Below are 16,814 nucleotides of genomic sequence, written 5' to 3' on the forward strand. Positions count from 1 at the left end.
TAACAAGCTAGGAATGGACAAAGAAGTGGTTGCTTGGAAAAACAAAGGTCGAACAATAGACGTAAACGGTCATCAAGTATTTTACATAAAAGAAGGTAATGGCCCCAACCTTTTAATACTTCACGGGTATCCTTTCAATACCTTCGAGTGGAAATCTGTTTGGGAAAATCTAGTAAAAGAGTACACCGTTTTTACATTTGATTATTTGGGTATGGGATTTTCAGATAAGCCCAATGATCATGACTATAGCTTTCATGAACATTGCGAAATAGTCAATTTTCTAATCGAGTTTTGGGGTATTGAACAAACCCATATCTTGTCACATGATCTAGGAGTTAGTATTGTGCAAGAATTATTAGCTAGGGACTTAGCTTCACAGAACTGCTTTAAAATACAATCGGTGGTATTTATGAACGGTGGTTTGTTTATGGATAGTTACAAACCTAGAATGATACAACGATTGCTTTCACAATCTCCCAAACCTATTGGAAAGTTGTTGAGCAAGCTTCTCACTAAAAAGAAATTGGAAAAATCGATCAAATCAGTTTTTGGCCCCAACACCCAACCCACGAACCTACTCATAAATCAATTCTGGGATATTTTAAATTATAATGACGGCAAGTCAATCGCATATTTGATTGGGAGGCTGGTTTTTGATAAATTAAACCATCAAGAAAGATGGATAAGCGCCATGCAAAACACAAAGATCCCAATGTGTTTTATAAATGGGCCATTCGATCCTAATTCTGGTATTCATATGGCTAATCGATATAAAGAACTGATTCCCGATCCTAAAGTAAAGCTACTGGGGCAAGACATTGGACATTGGCCACAAATTGAGGATCCAAGCGGTGTTTTGTCATATTATCAAGAATTTAGACATGAAATTCATAAAACATCTAATAGCAACGCTCTTGATTAAAAAGGTTTTCTAAAACTTGAGAATGCTCGAAATGAAATACGCCATATAACATGAGTTGTGAGTAATCTAAAATAAATAATAATGATAAAAAAAATAGCAATAACATTTAGTGTAATTCTATATGCAATTGTCGTCCCTTTTCTGGATATCAATGAAACGCATGTTTGGAATCCAGATTGGACGCCTCATGCTCGAATACATGAGGTTTGGCAATTGATTACCAACTCAAGTATTGGAGTAGTATGCTTATGGTTGGTTTGGTATAAAAAAGAAGTTCAATTAAGCACTATATTAAGTCTCATAGTTACGGGAGGTTTTTTATTAGCATTTTTCCTGAAAGATGGATATGGGGGTTCTATGAAATATTTAGATGGAAGTGAAAAGACTATAGTAGGAATTAATATTGGAGTTTTAGGCTTCGGAATAGCGTTCTTATTTTTAATACTATCACACATGTTGACAAAAATAAAAAAGACTACACACAACTAACCTTATACGATATGGTTAGGCGCAAGCTGAAAAATTCCTCAGCTCCGGACTCGTGGCGGTAAAGATGTGACACCTTAAAATAACAGTAATAAAAAATACCAATGAGACTGTCGTTTAAGACAGTCTCTTTACGTACTCTTTTTTATACAAGATAAAAAAAATACACGTCCAGTTTTCGGTTGCAGGCTAGATATGATCATTGGTACTTTGTGTAAAAACAAAGAACAATGAATTTTAAAGACTTACATCATCAAAAAACACCCTTGCTATTAGGAAATGTTTGGGATGTGCCCAGTGCCAAAATAGCCGAGAAATTAGGATTTCAAGCCATAGGAACTTCAAGTGCTGCCATTGCTAGCCTTTTAGGATACAAAGATGGCGAGGAAATGGATTTTTCTGAACTCCTGTATTTTGTAAAACGAATCACAGCAAATACCGATCTTCCACTATCTGTAGATCTGGAATCCGGTTATAGTCGAGATCCAAAGATCATTGCAAAACATATTAAAGAACTTGCAGGTTTGGGTGTGGTAGGAATCAATATAGAAGATAGTATTGTTACCGATAAAAGAGTACTATTAGATGCAACTGAATTTGCCGATACACTCATAGCAGTAAACAACTTGCTGTCAAAAGAAAATATTGATATCTTCTTAAACGTACGTACAGATACGTTTTTACTAAAGCATCCGAATATAGTGGCAGCAACAAAAAAACGAATCGAATTATATGAAAACGCAGGCGCCGATGGAATTTTTACTCCTGGTGCAGAAAATGAATCGGATATCAGAGAAATTGTAACTTGTACACCATTACCAATTAATGTGATGTGTATGCCGAATCTTCCAGATTTTGAAACCTTAGCGAACCTAGGCGTACAACGAATTAGTATGGGTAATTTTCTATTTGACAGGATGTACAGTCAGTTAGAAAGTACCACCAAAGAGGTCGTAAACCAACAGTCATTTCAATCCATTTTTTAAGATGTTGATTACAGAAAACAAAACGATAGAAACATATTATAAAGCGTTGCTAGAACGAAAAGAGAGTTTTGTGGGTATCTTTTTTGTGGGTGTAAAAACGACTTCTGTTTTTTGTATAGCTACTTGCAGAGCCAGAAAACCGAAATTAGAAAATGTAGAATTCTATACCTCGTTTAAAGAAGCATTGGATCATGGATACCGACCTTGCAAAATTTGCAAGCCTACCGAAAACGCGAATGAAGCACCGGAACCCGTAGAAAAAGCGATTACGCTGGTGAAGCAAAACCCAAAGGAGAAAATCACGGATGATCAGTTACGAAAATTAGCCATTAGTCCAGAAGTGGTGAGACGATGGTTTAAGAAAAATTACGGAATGACGTTTCAGGCGTATCAGCGGATGTATCGGATTAACAATGCTTTTCAGGAGTTAAAAAAAGGAAAAAATACGACACATACTGCTTTTGATTCGGGATATGAATCCTTGAGTGGTTTTGGGTATACGTTTAAAAAAGTAATCGGAAAATCTCCTCAAAAAATCACAGATAAGACCCTTATTTTAATTAGTCGATTGACAACGCCTTTGGGCCCTATGTTTGTATGCGCTACAGAAAAGGGAGTATGTTTGTTAGAATTTGTAGACAGGCGCATGCTGGAAACGGAGTTTCAGGATTTGCAAAAGCGATTACAAGCGCAGATCATAGCGGGAGAAAATGAACATATGAAACAAGCTAAAAAAGAAATCACCGAATATTTTGAAGGAAAAAGAAAAACCTTTGAGGTTGCCTTAGAAACACCGGGAACGGATTTTCAGAATGCCGTTTGGCATAGTTTACAAGAAATCAAATACGGACAGGTGACTACCTATCAATCACAAGCAGAAAAAATCAAAAACCCCAAAGCGATTAGAGCAGTAGCTGCTGCGAATGGTTGTAATAGAATTTCGATCATCATTCCGTGTCACAGAGTCATCGGAAAAGATGGAAGTATGACTGGTTATGGTGGTGGTATCGAACGAAAGCAATGGCTGTTAACGCATGAAAAGAATACTATCGGATCTTAATAATCTGTATTTTAGCGTAAAATTTAATCCATGATAAATTTGAAACGTCTTACTTTATTAATTGGTTTACTGGCAATTCAAATTAGTGTTGCGCAGGGCTATGATGAACAATACAAGTTTTCGGTAGGTGATGAGGTGTATTTATTTGGTGATAATGTGAAATTGAGAGAGGCACCAAATACAGATTCAAAGACTATAGGATTGCTGTCTATAGGTACTAAAGTAACGGTATTAAAAGTTGAAGATGATCAATATGAATATAAGGGGGTTAGTGGGCCTTGGTATCAGGTGTCTTATGCTAATCAAGAAGGATATGTTGTAGGAGGATTACTTTCGTTAACAAAACATAACGGTTCCATAAGTGGAGATAACTATTTTGTATATGGGTTAGAAAAAGATGCAGAGGGATCGGTTTATGTAATGATTCGATCTGTTAAAAATAAAGCTGTAAACAGTGAAAAAAAGTTCCGACTTTTTGGTAATGGTTCGTTTGGGATTATACACTCGACTAATAAAGGGATAGATCAAATACAAGACATCATTATTATTGATAATTATAGTGAAGCTTGTGGAATTGATGGAGGAAAATCTTATGTAGTTTATGATGGTAATCAATTAATTCATATGGCAAATACTTCAGAAATAGGAGATGGAGGGATATATCATTATCAATCCGAATTTATATTTCCGTCAGATCCAGGAGGAGTGCCTGATATGATTATCTACAAGCAGGAAAATGGAGAAATGAAAGATGAAGAAACCGATTGGTATGTGACTACATCCCAACAACGAAATCTTACTTGGGACGGAGAAAAACTACAACCTGAGGATTATAAAAATTGATCTTTAAAAGCACATCCATGAAATGAAAGTAATCGGAATCGAAATAGATAAAAAAAGAGCCATTTGTGTAGTAGTGTCCAAAGATGATCAGGATACCTACACCAATCATACGGGTAAAACCAAATATGTTGAAATCAAGGATGATCAAAATAATCAGGAGATACAGAATTTTCTGAAAGAAATTCACGAACTGTTTGATACCGTGCAACCAGACCAAATAGCAATTATCAGCAGACAAACCAAAGGCAAATTTGCAGCAGCTGCAGTTTCTTTTAAATTAGAAGCATTGATCCAATGTTATCAGAAAACAACAGTAAGTTTTGTCTCCAAACAGACCTTGACAGCCTATTATAAAAAGAATAAGCTTCCGGTAGCGTTTGATAATGCATACCAGGAAAATGCAACTCGACTGGCCGCGTATGTATTGAGATAATTATCTTGATCAATAGGAATTTTTCCTTATGTATTGGAAAAATTCCAAATATCAAATATTTCTTTTAGATTTGTATTTCAAAAGAAATGTAATGTCAGAAAAATTATACGCTGTTATCGATGTTGAAACCACGGGCAAAGGTATCCACGGTAATCGAATTACAGAAATCTGCATTGTATTACTACAAGGAGATACCATCATAGATAAATTTACTTCACTTGTCAATCCAGAATGTAATATTCCACCTTTTATAACCGGTCTTACAGGTATTGATAACGATATGGTGCGCAATGCACCAAGATTTCATGAAATTGCCGAGCGAATTGTAGAAATGACCACAGGAGCTATTTTTGTAGCACACAATGTAAACTTCGATTACAATGTGATTAAGGGCGAATTTAAGAAGTTGGGCTATTCGTTTGTAAGGAAAAAATTATGTACGGTTCGTTTATCCAGAAAGTTGATTCCGGGGATGTTTTCTTATAGTTTAGGAAAACTCTGTTCTTCGCTTAATATACCATTAGAAGATCGGCACAGGGCAGAAGGCGATACGGATGCAACGGTCATTCTTTTTCAGCGAATTCTAAGTTTGGATCCTGAGTTTACTGTGATCAATAAATTTCTAAATGTTCGTTCTAAAGAAGCAACCCTTCCACCACATCTCAAAGCCGAAAATATCGAAACACTACCCGAAGAAACAGGTATTTACCTGTTTAAAGATCAAAAAGGTAAGGTTATATATGCTGGTAAAGCAAAAAATATCAAACAACGCGTGATTAGTCATTTTTATGACAAAAAAAATAAAGAATATGCATTGGGTCAGGAGACTCACGCTATAGACTATGAAGTAACCGGTAATGAATTAGTAGCTTTGTTACTAGAATCAGAGAAAATTCAGAAACATTATCCTAAATTTAATAGAGCGCAAAAGAAACCTGTAGCTCCTTATTGTATTATGTTTTATACAAATAGAAAAGGAGTTGTCCAATTGGCAATAGATAGATCACATTCTATAGATCATTCGGTAGAAATATTCTATAGCAGAGCAGAGGCAGTAGAAAAGCTAGAACAGCTTTGTGAAACGTACCAGTTATGTCCACGATATTGTAGTTTACAGAGTACTACAGAACGCTGTTCTCATTACAAAATTAAAAACTGCAAGGGTATTTGTGTCGGCGAAGAATCTGTTGCCTTATACAATATGCGAGTACAAAAAGCACTGGCTTCTTTGAGAAGAGATCAAAAAAGCTATTTCATTAAAGAAAAAGGCAGAACGTTTAATGAGCAAAGTTTAGTAATGATTCAGGATGGTGTTTATAAAGGATTTGGATACATTCAGGAAGATGAGCAAATTGTAAATGTAGAAGATTTCGATAATTTTTTAAATCTACAGAAACATACGTATCATACCACCAAAATAATTAAAAGCTACTTACGTAAAAACGGGGACAGAAACATCGTTCCAATATAGGTTTTCTTATGATCCTTTTAAAAATTATACAGAATAATAGTATACATCTATAATGTAAATTAGTACTTTGAGAAACTTATTCTTATTTGTATTAATCATTTATTATCTATGAAAAGTATTCTTACTACAGTAATCGTATTCCTGACAATATCTTTATATGGTCAAAAAACCATTGATTTCCCTTCTAAAGATGGACTAACGATAACGGCCGATGTTTATGAGGCGAAAGAGAGTAGTCAATTTATCATTCTTTTTCATCAAGCTGGTTGGAGTCGTGGAGAATACCTGGAGATTGCTCCAAAACTTACAGTGTTGGGGTATCATTGTTTAGCAGTGGACCAACGATCTGGAGGAGCAGTAAATGAGGTTAAAAACAAAACGAAAGCCTTGGCTAAAAAAGAAGGAAAGCAAACAGAATTTGTAGATGCCTTTCAGGATATAGAAGCTGCTGTAGATTATGTAAAAAAGACCTATAAACCTGAAAAAATTATTATTTGGGGAAGTTCTTATTCTTCAGCACTCGTATTAAAATATGCCGGAGATCATCCAGACGATATTAATGCGGTAGTATCATTTTCTCCGGGAGAATACTTTGGGAAGAAGAACTTTATTACTGCCAGTGCTGCTAATATTAAAGTTCCTGTGTTTATTACTTCGGCTAAGAATGAAAAAAAGAGTTGGTCAGGAATCTATGATGCGATTCCATCGGATAAAAAACAATTCTTTCTTCCGGAAACAAAAGGTAATCACGGATCAAGAGTACTTTGGGAAACTTTTTCTGACCATAAAAGCTATTGGAAAGCGGTCAAAGGATTTTTGAACACAATATAATTATCTAATAATAACTTGCTCTCTATGGCTACTGGTATTATTGAAAATATTTATATGAACGAAATGTCAAAATGACGTTCTTATAACGAAAAAATGTCATCATTTTATGTTTAAAATCTAAATGTTAAGATGGTTATAACAGGTACTTAGATTATGGAATAAAATTTGAAATAGTTCTTATGAATTTTTTATGGTTTATTATTTTAAAATTTTAGATTATGAAGAAACAACCTGTCAAAGTTCAACTTGTAGGGAAGAATAATGATAGATATCAAATAAAGTTTCCCTATTTAGAAACTCCGGTAGAGGTAAATGAACAATTATATAGCAAAATGCTATATAGCGACCAATACCAATTTAGAAATACTACGGGAACTGTCAATCGGACACATCCTGGTTAAAGCTCTCATAAAAATAAGGTCAGTAATTCATCATTACTGACCTTATTTTTTAATATCAATTTGGATTTTAGACTTCCTCCATGTACTCTTCTATTGGTGCACAAGTACAAATAAGGTTTCTATCTCCATAAGCATCGTCTACACGCCTTACTGTTGGCCAGAACTTGTTGTCAGCAACATAAGATAAAGGGTATGCAGCTTGCTCTCTGGTATATGGAAAATCCCAGGTATCCGCTGTTAACATAGCCATGGTATGAGGTGCATTCTTCATCACATTATTAGGATTGTCTGCGCTGGCTTCTGCAATTTCCTGACGGATACTGATCATTGCATCACAAAAACGATCCAATTCTGCTTTACTCTCACTCTCTGTTGGTTCTATCATAATAGTTCCGGCAACAGGAAATGAAACTGTTGGTGCGTGAAATCCATAGTCCATCAATCTCTTGGCAATATCTGTTACTTCAATTCCGTGTGTTTTAAATGGGCGGCAATCTATGATCATCTCGTGAGCGGCACGACCACGTTCTCCAGAATATAAAGTACTGTAATGTCCATCTAGTCGCTCTTTGATATAATTAGCATTAAGGATAGCATATTCTGTAGATTCTCTAAGACCTTCTTCGCCTAACATCGTAATGTATCCATATGATATCAAACATGCCAAAGCTGATCCCCAAGGTGCTGCAGAAATAGCAGTAATTGCCTGATCTCCTCCGGTAGTAATCACCGGGTTACCTGGTAAAAATGGCACCAATTGTTTTGCAACACAGATTGGTCCTACTCCTGGTCCTCCACCTCCATGTGGAATCGCAAATGTTTTATGTAGGTTTAGGTGACATACATCTGCGCCAATAGCTCCGGGATGTGTTAATCCTACTTGAGCATTCATATTGGCACCATCCATATATACTTGTCCGCCATTATCGTGGATAATTTTAGTAATCTCCTTGATTGCGGATTCGTATACTCCATGAGTAGAAGGATAGGTTACCATCAAGGCAGAAAGATTGTCTTTATACTTTTCGGCTTTTTCTCTTAAATCTTCTACATCTATATTTCCTTCTTCAGTTGCTTTGGTTACTACTACTTTCATTCCGGCCATCACTGCAGACGCAGGGTTGGTTCCGTGTGCAGAAGAAGGTATCAGACAGATATTTCGGTGATGATCTCCTCTAGATTCGTGATATGCACGAATGACCATCAAACCTGCAAATTCTCCTTGAGCACCTGAGTTAGGTTGTAGAGAAGTTCCTGAAAAACCAGTAATTTCTGTCAGTTGATCTTCTAATTTTTTTAGTACTTCCTGATATCCTTGTGCTTGCTCCACAGGTACCATTGGATGGATATTACCCCATTGTGGATTACTTAACGGAAGCATTTCTGATGCAGCATTCAATTTCATAGTACAAGAACCTAACGGAATCATAGAATGATTTAAAGAAAGGTCCTTACGCTCCAGTTTTTTAATGTAACGCATCAGTTCTGTTTCAGAATGATAGGTATTAAATACTTCGTTGGTTAAGAATTCTGTGTTTCGCTTTACAGCATAAGGAATGTTTACAGATGTATCACTAAAACTTATTTCTGTACCTTCTTTTCCGGCAGCTTGTGCGAAAATAGAAACGATCGTATTTAGATCTGCAATAGTAGTGGCCTCGTTTAAAGAGATTGATACTGTTTCTGCATCCGGATAATAGAAGTTTACTTCTTGTGCTTCAGCAATATCTTTGATAGTTGTTGCATTCGCTTTAATTCGAATAGTATCAAAAAATACTGTATTCAGTTGTTGATAACCTAATTTTTCAATAGCATTGGCTAAAAGATTGGTTGAGGCGTTTACTTTATTCGCGATATATTGTAAACCGTCTTTTCCGTGATATACAGCATACATTCCTGCCATAACAGCAAGTAATACTTGTGCAGTACAGATATTAGAGGTTGCTTTATCACGTTTGATATGTTGCTCTCTTGTTTGTAGTGCCATACGTAAGGCACGGTTTCCATTCATATCCTGGGTAACACCAATGATTCTGCCCGGGATATTTCTTTTATATTCTTCTCTGGTCGCAAAATAAGCTGCGTGCGGCCCCCCGTATCCTAACGGAATTCCAAAACGTTGTGTAGTACCTACGACTACATCAGCATCAAAACTACCTGGAGATTTAAGCGCCACAAGACTAAGAATATCAGCAGCTACTGCTACTTTTATCTCTGACTGATGTGCCTTTTCTACAAATGCTGCGTAGTCAAATACTTGTCCGGATACTCCGGGATACTGTAAAATAGCTCCATAAAAATCCGTTGAAAAATCGAATTTTGCATGATCGCCAACTACTAACTCAATCCCTAAAGGAATTGCTCTGGTTTTTAATAATGAAAGTGTTTGCGGAAGTATTTCTTCAGAAACAAAGAACTTATGAATATTTTCTTTTTTCTGAGTCCTGGATCTTACAGCAAATAACATAGTCATTGCTTCCGCAGCAGCAGTACTTTCATCTAGTAATGAGGCATTCGCTAATTCCATTCCGGTAAGATCACAAACCATGGTTTGATAATTTAGCAATGCTTCTAATCTACCTTGAGCAATTTCTGCCTGATATGGTGTGTACGCTGTATACCAACCCGGATTTTCTAGGATGTTACGTTGTATTACTGCCGGTAAACTTGCTTCGTGATAGCCTAAACCTATAAAGGTTTTAAATACCTTATTCTTAGCAGCTAATTTTTGTATATGAGCAGAATACTCTAGCTCGCTCATAGCCTCGTCAAGTTTTAGCGGGGCTTTTAGTAAAATATCATCAGGGATAGTTTCGTGGATGAGTTGATCCATAGAATCAGCCTTGATCGTATTCAACATAGTAGTAAGGTCCTTTTCTGAAGGACCAATATGACGCAGTTTAAATGAGTCAGTTTTCATAGCAAAAAACAGTTGAGATTGAAAGCGCAAAAGTACATATTTAATCCCTAAAATTTTCACAATAAATTAACCTAACACTATCAAGTTTTTAACCAACTTAGGCTGTTATTAACAGATCCCCCTAATTTTGAAGTGTGAAAACCCTAAAAAGTATATTTAGTTTTTATATAAACAGTAGTATTCACGTTGCATTAGCGATTGCTGCTTTAGTAAAACTAACTTTTTTAAAATTCGAAATTTTGGGAGGTAATACCTACATATATTTCAGTTTTGTTGGAGCCATTGTGGCATATAACTTTGTGAAGTATGCAAATATTTCGAAATTATACCACCGACGATTGACTAAATCCATGACCGGGATCAAAATAATTACAAGTGTTTGCGCTTTGTTATTTGCATATTTTGGGTATCAAGTATCACTAGATACCTGGATTTACGTGTTTCCGTTTATTCTACTAACAATCCTGTACGCTGCGCCTGTTTTTCCAAATAAAAAGAACCTGCGAAGTGTTTCAGGGATTAAAATTTTTATCATAGGAGCTACTTGGGCGGGAGTTACGGCTTTTATACCTATTATATATGCGGAAGGAAGTTTTGGCATTGATATGATTATCGAAATCATTCAACGTTTTATTTTTATTGTGGTAATTATGTTACCATTTGAGATAAGAGATCTACAATATGATGGAAAAGAACTAGAGACGATTCCTCAGAAAATAGGTATTACTAGAACTAAGGTTTTTGGAAGTATTTTGCTGGTGATCTTTTTGTTACTAACCGCCTTTAAGGATGATCTCTATTCTACCGAAATCATAAGCACCGTTGCTATTACTATTATTAGCTTATTGTTTTTGTGGGGAACTGATAAAAAACAATCGGAATACTTTTGCTCCTTTTGGGTCGAAAGTATTCCAATTATGTGGTTGTTTATATTGATTTTGATGCAAAGCCTACTTGGCTAATTCCTTTTGTAATTGCTCCTTCATTTCTTCTTTTCTAGCAACTTCAATCACTTGAAGATTTGATTTTTTTATGGTTTTGGTGAGCTTGGTATTTCTTTTAGAATACACTCTGGTTACCTTGCAATACAGCAATCTTATGTTCAATTTGATGATTTCCATCAAGGAAGCTTCACCATATTGATTTTTATCACAGATCAATTTTGCCTGCTCGCAGGAAACTAATAAACTATTACTTGTTTTCATTACAATTTTAAAAAATTATTAGGGGCTTTTTTTTAGTTTTTAATCTTGTTCAGACATTTTTTTCTTTAATTGTTCTTTCATTGCATCCTTAGCCGATTGATTAATGCTTACCACCTTAGGATCTTTGAATAGTTTCGTTAGTTTTATGTTCTTAGACGTGTATTTTCTACAAGCCTTACAATAAATTAAATGAATATTTAATTTTACTTTTTCCCAAAAGGAAGATTCGTTGTATTGACTTTTATCGCAGATGTGATTAGCATTTTCACAACTTACAAATATTTTGTTTCCTGTACTCATGTGTATTTAAAACCAGTTTTTTTCCAGGCATTCTGCCATCGCGGTACGTGCACGATGGATGATTACCCATAGGTTAGACGCAGTAATATCGAATTCATTACAGATTGCTTCTGTATCGAATCCTTGTATCGTTTTCATAGAGAAAATACGAGCTTGCTTTTCTGGTAATTTACCAATACAATTATGAATGGCAACTCCTAGTTCTGTATTTTCAATCTCACCTTCGGCGTTCTTGTCGAAGGGATCTGCTACTCTTTCTTCCAGCCAATCTCCTTCAGTCTCACCATCATTGGTGTAATTAATGCGCACTTCTGCTTTACCCTTGTTACTATTTATTTTTCTGTAATGATCAATGATTTTCCTTTTTAGGATTGATATAAGCCAGGTGCGCTCACTAGCTTCTCCTTTAAAGTTCTTCATGGATTTAAGACCAGCAAAAAAGGTCTCTTGCACTAAATCTTGTGCAATTTCTCTGTCGTCAACTCTAACTATGGTATAATTAAATAAGTAGTCACTGTATTTATCTATCCACGTATTAGGGTCTATCGTGTGTGTAGGCATAGTTTATTAGCTCTTTTCCTCAAAAATAGGATAAAAAGTTGAATCTCAAATAGGTTTAAACCATTGAATTGTAGAAGAATTTGTTAAAGAGATCTTACAAAATACCGGTAATTGGGTATTTTTTGGATATGAATATGACTTTATGTTTGTGTAAATCATTTTTTAAAAATAAAGTCATGAGAAAAATTACATTGCTTATCGCAATTCAACTGCTATTGGTATCCGCAATGCAAGCGCAAGAAGTTGAAAAAAACTTTGTTCCATATTATATGAAAGATGGAAATGTAACATTATTTGAGCGTAAAGGAGCAAAAATTGAAGCCAAAGCTATTGGTTTTGGGTATGGTGGAGTAAATCAATACTTAACGGTTTTTAATAGTAAATATTCCAATGTTAGGTTTAAACCTAATCAGTTACCAAAATTTATTATATCGCTGGATGAAGGAATCGATCCGTTTGATATCGTTGTGATTTCTAAAGCTGATGTGGTTAAGAAAAGGAAAAAATACAGACGCTTCATACAAAAAGGAAATTCTATGGGAGGAGGAAGTAAAGATATCAGTCAACACCTTATTATTCCGGAACTTAAAAAAATAGAAGGGAATCTTTATGAGATAATTATGCCTTCTTTACTGCCTGGTGAATACGCTTTCCAGCCGATCTATAAAGGTGTAGAAGCAAATAATATTATGGGTACATCGGGAGAAGTGCGTATTTATTGTTTTGGGATTGATGAGTAAGGTGGCATAAAAATCTGGGAAGATTTTAATTGGGAGTTGTTTGCCTGGAAAGTTTATTTGATAGGTTACTCACTGAATGAGCTAGATACTATTAATGAGAAATGACGTTCATAAATAGGGCTCCGCCGGAATTGCCCACGAAGGTAAGTTCAGAAAGTTGATAATACTACTTTTCAGGTAAACTCTTGATTATACTATGTTGTTTCCTCGGTTTTCATTTTTATAAATTGGTTTCTTGTAGAAAGGAATTGAGTTAAATGGTCCTTTAAAAACAATCGGTCAAAAAATCTTCCTAAAAAACCATAAGGAGTTTTGTATTCCAAAAGATCAATCATTTCCGTTCCGTTTTTTGTTTCTTTAAAAACGTGTTGATGTTTAAAACTCTTAAAATGACCACGAACCATTTCGTCTATAAAGTAGGTCGGAAATCTTAAGGATGTTATTTTGCTTTGATGTTTTAAGGTAATACCAAAATGTTTTCCTCTCCAAGTGACAGTTTCATATAGATTAATCAAACCAGAAGTTTTTCCGGCAATAGCTTTCTCTTTTGTATGCGTTGCAGAATCCATATGAAGATCAATGCTTCTGGCAGCATTAAAAACAATTTCTATGGGTGCTTCAATATTCGTGATCAATTGAATTTTAGTCATGAGTCCTATGTTAAGTTGGTGATAGCGTTGGTAAGGTTGGGATACCGAAATTGAAATCCGTGATCCTGAAGCTTTTTTGGAATAACATTTCTGCTTTTTAAAATCAATTCGGTTTCGGTTTTAATCAGTATAGCGCCAATTTCCAACAATGGTTTGGGGAGAGGTATACCAAATGGAATTTTTTTAACAGTTCGCAAGGTTTTCATCAAGTTGTTATTATCACTTGGCTTAGGAGCAACAATATTAACAGAACCTTCGATTACTGGATTTTCAATAATAAATTCCAGACTTCTGGCAAAATCTGTTTCGTGAATCCAACTAAATTTTTGGTTTCCTTTTCCTTGTTTTCCGCCAAAACCTATTTTTACTAAATTGAGTATGGGTTGTAATGCACCACCGTTTTTTCCTAAAACTATAGAAGTTCGTAACGCTACTTTTCTTGTTGTTGGTGTCGGTTGAGAAAAGAAAGTGTTTTCCCAATTAGTAGCTACGTTTACAGAAAAACCAGTTCCGATCTCACCATCGATTTCATCCATTTCTTTATCCAAAGAATGTCTATAGATAGTAGCTGTAGATGAGTTGAGCCAAACTTTAGGAGGTTTTTTACATGTAAGAATAGCTTTGCCTAAAATCGCCGTGGAATCTATTCTGGAAGAAAGAATAAGATCTTTGTTCTTTTGATGATATCGGCAATCAACAGATTTTCCTGTCATGTTGATAAGAACATCTGCACCCTCAAGCTCTTGTTTCCATACTCCAAGAGTTTTAGCATCCCAATGCACATATTTGATGTTTTCGATGGATTTATTTTTTCCACGAGTAAAGATCACAATAGTTTCTGCTTTATTTTTAAAGTACTCGACCAAAACGTTTCCTAAGAAACCTGTTCCTGCTGCTATAATTAGTTTTTTCATATTCTTTAAAATTAAAATAATAATATGGGTAACCACAGGATTCTGTATGTTATCCAGGTAATGGTTAAATAAGATGGTAATGCTAGTTTTTTTACTCTTCTTGCGTGCTCTATAATCATTGCTAAAACCACTAGTAGGAATAAAAGAATTCGGGTCTCTATTGATATTGGTTCTTTTTGAAACAAAAATATCAACGGAATTAAGGCTAACGAACCTAACAGAGAAACCGTAATCATATGAGATAAATAGGTGTGAATCTTTCTCTTTATAAAAATGAGTATGATACTTCCCTGCCACAAAAGTTGACCGGAACACATGATCATTTCCTTAGTTAGATTATCATTCGGAATCAATTCCGGAATTGCTTTTGCATAATAAAACAATACGACTGTCGATATTACGGTAGCGATGATGATGTACATCCATTGATATGTTCTGAAACCGATATTCATTACCTATTTTTCTGCTGTTATGATATAATAGCCAAAGCTTTTCATATGCAAACCTGATAGTAGCGCAAACAGAGATCCTTTTAGGTTTTTCCAACTTTGGGGTTTTAGCGTTTCTTTCTTGAATAGCTTTTTAAAAATAAAACCGGTTATCGCAAAGGGCACATGCAATACAGAAGGTGCTACTCTAAAAGAAATATCTTCTACGATTATGTTTTTGAAACCAACTTCCTTTAAAGATTTTTTAACTCGCTGTATACTGCCCAATCCTTCCAGACTCCATCCTTTGCAAAGTTGATCATAACAGTAATGACTTCCCGGACATAATTGCTCTTCATCTTTTTTTAGAAAAGCATCCGCGATGACAAATTTTGCTCCTGGTTTTAGGATTCTATAGGCTTCACCCAATGCTTCTTTACTATGACCAGAATGACATAAACTTTCAATTGCGTATGCACTATCAAAACTGCCGTCGGCAAAAGAAGTGTTACAATAGTTTTCTTCCAGAATCAACCCGTTCATATTGTGAAATCTTTTATTGCCTTCCTGAACCTGAAAACGAGAAAGTGTAACCCCGATAACACTAAGACGTGGATATTTGCGTAAACCATATCTCATCGTACCACCAATTCCACAACCTAAATCTGCAATCAGTCCATTCTTTTTGTTGAAATGTAATCGATTAAACACTTGATTGTTCATTTCGTTAAGCATGGTATCTCTTTTAAAAAGCGTTGTTTTAAAAGGAATATAATACCCAAAATGCATATTGAAATCCTTGCTCCAGAATTCATAGTCTTCTGTAGCTTCATCATAGAGTTCGATAAGATTTTCTCTATTAGATTTTTGAAATCTGATTTTATGTAAGAGTGGGAGTGTAGTATTCATAACTGGATGCTTTTATTGATGATTAAAAAACATAATATATTTATTGAACCTGTGGTCCTTTTGGTCTTATGGTTTGAGTAACAACTGGCGGTCTTTGTTTAGATTTTTTTCTTCCTCTAAAAAATAGATACATGTTAAGGAATAGCATTAACCCTAAATACATTGAAAATCCACCAATTTTAAAGCTTAATATTTCTATTAAATTTTGATAGGTATCATTAAAGTGATAGTTATCAATCTTTAGGATTAATAATGCCCAACCAATATTTAGTAAGTAAAAACCTACTTCGAATAGACGATTTGTTGCGATTGCAATGTCATCTTTGCCTTTAAAAATATCGATCATAAAAGTTTTTCCATTCTTGAAAAGCGTTTTAGACACAAAATAGGTAAGTGCAATTGCTATGGGTAAGTAGATAATATATCCTATAAAAATTTTAGAAGTTTCCATAAAGTTTGTATTTATAATTATTTAATGTTTTTAATAAATTTTGTAATCCAGAACAGATTGAAATAATGTAAAATTGCCAGTATACAGATTATAATTGCTGTATGTTTAGATAGGCTTTCGACCATTTGCGAAATGGAATTGATTGTCGTCCATCCGGATAATGTTATTACTGTGTATCCGATATTGATGAGATAATATCCTATCAAGAGCATATTGTTTATTCGTAAACAGAAATCTTTGTCATTAGGAACAAGGTGCGTCACAAATACATTTCCATTTTGATAACAAATCAATCCTACTTTT

The 16,814-nt window shown here is 34.9% G+C and carries 20 protein-coding genes; 11 read left to right on the top strand and 9 right to left on the bottom strand.

Features of this window, described 5'->3' with window-relative positions; translation table 11 throughout:
• The first annotated feature begins 13 nt into the window (after positions 1–13).
• The 9 genes from ACFSR1_RS19935 to ACFSR1_RS19975 all read left to right on the top strand — a co-directional run bounded on the left by ACFSR1_RS19935 (position 14) and on the right by ACFSR1_RS19975 (position 7,433).
• Positions 14–922 (top strand): alpha/beta fold hydrolase, encoded by a 909-nt coding sequence (locus ACFSR1_RS19935; protein WP_378294807.1) that lies wholly within the window; start codon positions 14–16, stop codon positions 920–922.
• An 81-nt stretch (positions 923–1,003) separates the two neighbouring features.
• On the top strand, positions 1,004–1,411 hold the full coding sequence (locus tag ACFSR1_RS19940) for a hypothetical protein (RefSeq protein WP_378294808.1): 408 nt from the start codon (positions 1,004–1,006) through the stop codon (positions 1,409–1,411).
• 227 nt (positions 1,412–1,638) lie between these two features.
• A complete protein-coding gene (locus ACFSR1_RS19945; RefSeq protein WP_378294809.1) occupies positions 1,639–2,394 on the top strand; it encodes an isocitrate lyase/PEP mutase family protein in 756 nt (251 codons plus the stop codon).
• A 1-nt stretch (position 2,395) separates the two neighbouring features.
• On the top strand, positions 2,396–3,454 hold the full coding sequence (locus tag ACFSR1_RS19950; RefSeq protein ID WP_378294810.1) for a bifunctional transcriptional activator/DNA repair enzyme AdaA: 1,059 nt from the start codon (positions 2,396–2,398) through the stop codon (positions 3,452–3,454).
• Between the two features lie 30 nt (positions 3,455–3,484).
• Positions 3,485–4,297 (top strand): SH3 domain-containing protein, encoded by an 813-nt coding sequence (locus tag ACFSR1_RS19955; protein ID WP_378294811.1) that lies wholly within the window; start codon positions 3,485–3,487, stop codon positions 4,295–4,297.
• 22 nt (positions 4,298–4,319) lie between these two features.
• The gene (locus ACFSR1_RS19960) at positions 4,320–4,730 is read left to right on the top strand and encodes a DUF3010 family protein (protein WP_378294812.1); all 411 of its coding nucleotides are present in this window, start codon (positions 4,320–4,322) and stop codon (positions 4,728–4,730) included.
• Between the two features lie 91 nt (positions 4,731–4,821).
• On the top strand, positions 4,822–6,201 hold the full coding sequence (locus tag ACFSR1_RS19965) for an exonuclease domain-containing protein (RefSeq protein ID WP_378294813.1): 1,380 nt from the start codon (positions 4,822–4,824) through the stop codon (positions 6,199–6,201).
• A gap of 108 nt (positions 6,202–6,309) precedes the next feature.
• Positions 6,310–7,032: an alpha/beta hydrolase gene (locus tag ACFSR1_RS19970; RefSeq protein WP_378294814.1), complete on the top strand. Its 723-nt coding sequence runs from the start codon at positions 6,310–6,312 to the stop codon at positions 7,030–7,032.
• A 218-nt stretch (positions 7,033–7,250) separates the two neighbouring features.
• Positions 7,251–7,433 carry a hypothetical protein gene (locus ACFSR1_RS19975; protein ID WP_378294815.1) on the top strand — a complete coding sequence of 61 codons (183 nt, stop codon included), beginning with the start codon at positions 7,251–7,253 and terminating at the stop codon, positions 7,431–7,433.
• A 67-nt stretch (positions 7,434–7,500) separates the two neighbouring features.
• Here the strand turns inward: ACFSR1_RS19975 and gcvP are convergent, their stop codons facing one another.
• The gene (gene gcvP / locus ACFSR1_RS19980; protein ID WP_378294816.1) at positions 7,501–10,353 is read right to left on the bottom strand and encodes an aminomethyl-transferring glycine dehydrogenase; all 2,853 of its coding nucleotides are present in this window, start codon (positions 10,351–10,353) and stop codon (positions 7,501–7,503) included.
• A 134-nt stretch (positions 10,354–10,487) separates the two neighbouring features.
• Here gcvP and ACFSR1_RS19985 point away from each other — a divergent pair, with 134 nt between their 5' ends.
• A complete protein-coding gene (locus tag ACFSR1_RS19985) occupies positions 10,488–11,315 on the top strand; it encodes a hypothetical protein (RefSeq protein WP_378294817.1) in 828 nt (275 codons plus the stop codon).
• Here the strand turns inward: ACFSR1_RS19985 and ACFSR1_RS19990 are convergent.
• From ACFSR1_RS19990 to ACFSR1_RS20000, 3 genes are read right to left on the bottom strand one after another with little or no spacing between them, the layout of a single operon-like run.
• Complete coding sequence (locus ACFSR1_RS19990) at positions 11,304–11,558, bottom strand: hypothetical protein (protein WP_378294818.1); 255 nt, start codon at positions 11,556–11,558, stop codon at positions 11,304–11,306. The genes ACFSR1_RS19985 and ACFSR1_RS19990 overlap by 12 nt on opposite strands.
• A gap of 39 nt (positions 11,559–11,597) precedes the next feature.
• Positions 11,598–11,858, bottom strand: coding sequence for a hypothetical protein (locus tag ACFSR1_RS19995; protein WP_378294819.1), 261 nt, complete (start codon positions 11,856–11,858; stop codon positions 11,598–11,600).
• Between the two features lie 6 nt (positions 11,859–11,864).
• Complete coding sequence (locus ACFSR1_RS20000; RefSeq protein ID WP_378294820.1) at positions 11,865–12,419, bottom strand: sigma-70 family RNA polymerase sigma factor; 555 nt, start codon at positions 12,417–12,419, stop codon at positions 11,865–11,867.
• 176 nt (positions 12,420–12,595) lie between these two features.
• Between ACFSR1_RS20000 and ACFSR1_RS20005 the strand changes: the two genes are divergently transcribed.
• On the top strand, positions 12,596–13,159 hold the full coding sequence (locus ACFSR1_RS20005; protein WP_378294821.1) for a hypothetical protein: 564 nt from the start codon (positions 12,596–12,598) through the stop codon (positions 13,157–13,159).
• 194 nt (positions 13,160–13,353) lie between these two features.
• On the opposite strand, the gene ACFSR1_RS20010 is transcribed toward ACFSR1_RS20005, so the two are convergent.
• Genes ACFSR1_RS20010 through ACFSR1_RS20030 form a run of 5 tightly spaced genes read right to left on the bottom strand, consistent with a single transcriptional unit; the run spans position 13,354 to position 16,511 of the window.
• Positions 13,354–13,809 (bottom strand): SRPBCC family protein, encoded by a 456-nt coding sequence (locus ACFSR1_RS20010; RefSeq protein WP_378294822.1) that lies wholly within the window; start codon positions 13,807–13,809, stop codon positions 13,354–13,356.
• 5 nt (positions 13,810–13,814) lie between these two features.
• Positions 13,815–14,723, bottom strand: a complete 909-nt coding sequence (locus tag ACFSR1_RS20015; protein ID WP_378294823.1) for a TIGR01777 family oxidoreductase — start codon at positions 14,721–14,723, stop codon at positions 13,815–13,817.
• A gap of 11 nt (positions 14,724–14,734) precedes the next feature.
• On the bottom strand, positions 14,735–15,175 hold the full coding sequence (locus ACFSR1_RS20020) for a hypothetical protein (RefSeq protein ID WP_378294824.1): 441 nt from the start codon (positions 15,173–15,175) through the stop codon (positions 14,735–14,737).
• A 3-nt stretch (positions 15,176–15,178) separates the two neighbouring features.
• Positions 15,179–16,060, bottom strand: coding sequence for a methyltransferase domain-containing protein (locus tag ACFSR1_RS20025; protein ID WP_378294825.1), 882 nt, complete (start codon positions 16,058–16,060; stop codon positions 15,179–15,181).
• Positions 16,061–16,100: 40 nt separating this feature from the next.
• Positions 16,101–16,511: a hypothetical protein gene (locus ACFSR1_RS20030; protein ID WP_378294826.1), complete on the bottom strand. Its 411-nt coding sequence runs from the start codon at positions 16,509–16,511 to the stop codon at positions 16,101–16,103.
• Positions 16,512–16,814 lie beyond the last annotated feature (303 nt).

The organism is Aquimarina rubra (genome assembly GCF_042684305.1).
GTDB lineage: Bacteria > Bacteroidota > Bacteroidia > Flavobacteriales > Flavobacteriaceae > Aquimarina > Aquimarina rubra.